The organism is Marinagarivorans algicola, from assembly GCF_001292705.1.
GTDB classification, from domain to species: domain Bacteria; phylum Pseudomonadota; class Gammaproteobacteria; order Pseudomonadales; family Cellvibrionaceae; genus Marinagarivorans; species Marinagarivorans algicola.
Genome location: NZ_LGAK01000092.1, coordinates 1 through 2,479 on the forward strand (window position 1 = coordinate 1; position 2,479 = coordinate 2,479).

Below are 2,479 nucleotides of genomic sequence, written 5' to 3' on the forward strand. Positions count from 1 at the left end.
TCCACCATCGAGAACGTCATCACCGTTACCACCGCTCAACGTATCGTTGGCGGCAGACCCTTGCAGTACATCATTGGCATTGGTCCCAGACACTGTGCCCCCAGTTTCAGGAGCATTTCTGGTAATCGCAATTAATTCAATCGCTGCAATATCTAATTCGATACCTTCATTATCTGTGAAGCTGGTGAGTCTGTACTCGGGCGCAACAAACCAATCGTTAATTACGAGAGTATTTCCAAGAGCATGGGTGGCAACGAGGTCAACACCCTCCCTTACCCAAGCTAAGTCATCGGGTGAAGTGCCTTCGAGGAGCACTAAAGTATCGACGTGGCTAGCGTTCTGGGCGTCAACAGTGTTGTGGTCATAGATGGTGTCATTACCAGCTTCTGCTCCCCAGTGGTAGGCATCATTACCAGGGCCGCCATAGAGATCGTCGTTATCGGCATCGCCCCATAGCAAGTCATTGCCCTCTCCTGCGTCAAGTGTGTCATTGCCATCACCACCATGTAACTCATCATCGCCTTCAAAGCCTTGTAGCACATCATCGCCCGCTAAGCCTAAGAAAATCTCATTTAATAATGAGCCGTCTAGCTGACCAATGTCTGCATCATCCGTTAGCGTAGTGATGCTCATCTCGAGCAAAGAAATATCCAGCTCTGAGCTTTCAGATGACACATAGATTTCAGAGAGGTTGTAGGCTTCCCCCTTAAACCAATTAACGATGGTCAGCGTTTCACCTGTGGCAAGCCACGTGAATACGAGGTCGTAATCGCGGTTGTCCCAAACCAATCCAGCTTCTGAAATGGAGGCATCAAACTCAAGTTTGTCGAAGCCTTGGGTATCAAAATTGTCGATTTGATCGTGCCCATAACCCTCGCCCCAAATGTAAGTATCATCACCCGCACCACCCGCAAGTACATCATCACCAGCGCCTCCATCAAGAGTATCGCTCCCTTGTAATCCAGAAAGTATTTCGGCAATTAAGCCACCCGTAAGCGAGCCTAAATCAAGATCATCAGGCAACAGCTCGATCACAGGTACGTTTAAATCAAGGTCAATGGCTATGCCATCGACAATAATTTGTTCAACTTTGTAATCGTCGCTTAAGTACCAGTCTTCGATGGTCAAGGTATTACCCGTTGACCCAATGGTAATCACCAAATCAAGGCCATGATAATTAAAACTCAAATCATCAACATCAATACCTTCAATGATTAATCGGTCTTGGTGGCTAGTATCTGCTGCATCCAACTCGCCATCATCCCAGATAACATCATTACCCTCGTTGGCAGACCAGTAGTAATCATCATTGCCTGCACCACCCAGCAATATGTCGTCATACAACCCACTAACAAGTTCATCATCGCCATCTTCAGCCGATAATGTATAACCCCGAGTAGATCCAGCAATTAACCTGTCACGCTGATCTGTTCCCACGGCTGCGTTACCTACCAGTTCTGTTAAGACACCGAGTTGTGAAATCAAATCACTGGATGTTAAAAACTGATCATCAAATTCAAAGTGATCGATTTGATAATAATAACTGTGATTAAACCAGCGCCAGAAAGTCACTGAATTACTTCCATCACCTAGACGAACAATTAAGTCGCCCCCTTGTTTTACTAAGGTGATATCGTCAATGGTAATACCCGGGCCAAAACGCAATGTATCGGTGTATGCACTTGCCCCACCTGAGTCACTATGCTCAATACGATCATGGCCACTGCCATAATCCAACCAGTAGACGTCATTACCGCTTTCACCCTTTAAGGTGTCATTGCCTGCGCCGCCATCGAGGAAGTCATCACCATCGCCGCCGAGCAACTCGTCGGAGCCGCCATAACCGTATAGCTCATCATTACCGCTGTTACCATTAAGTTCATCTGGCCCTTCAGCACCAAGGAAATAATCATTGCCGCCATAGCCCTCTAGGACACTACCCTCTGCATTTGCCTCTGAATATACCAATACTTCATCGAGTAAGGCAGTTTCAGTTATAAGCAGATCATCAAATTCAAAGTGATCGATTTGATAATAATAACTGTGATTAAACCAGCGCCAGAAAGTCACTGAATTACTTCCATCACCTAGACGAACAATTAAGTCGCCCCCTTGTTTTACTAAGGTGATATCGTCAATGGTAATACCCGGGCCAAAACGCAATGTATCGGTGTATGCACTTGCCCCAGCTGAGTCACTATGCTCAATACGATCATGGCCACTGCCATAATCCAACCAGTAGACGTCATTACCGCTTTCACCCTTTAAGGTGTCATCGCCCGCGCCGCCATCGAGGAAGTCATCACCATCGCCGCCGAGTAACTCGTCGGAGCCGCCATAACCGTATAGCTCATCATCCCCACCAACACCATTAAGTTCATCATCTCCTGCTGCACCGACTAAAATATCAATGCCATTAAATCCTGACAGCTCACTGCCAGATTCATTAGCAAGCGTTTTTGCAGGTACAGCTGCCATG

At 46.8% G+C, this 2,479-nt stretch carries 1 protein-coding gene; it reads right to left on the reverse strand.

Features of this window, described 5'->3' with window-relative positions; all coding sequences use genetic code 11:
* The coding region (locus AC438_RS16260) for a calcium-binding protein (protein WP_274377626.1) at window positions 1-2,479 on the reverse strand (2,479 nt) is incomplete at both ends.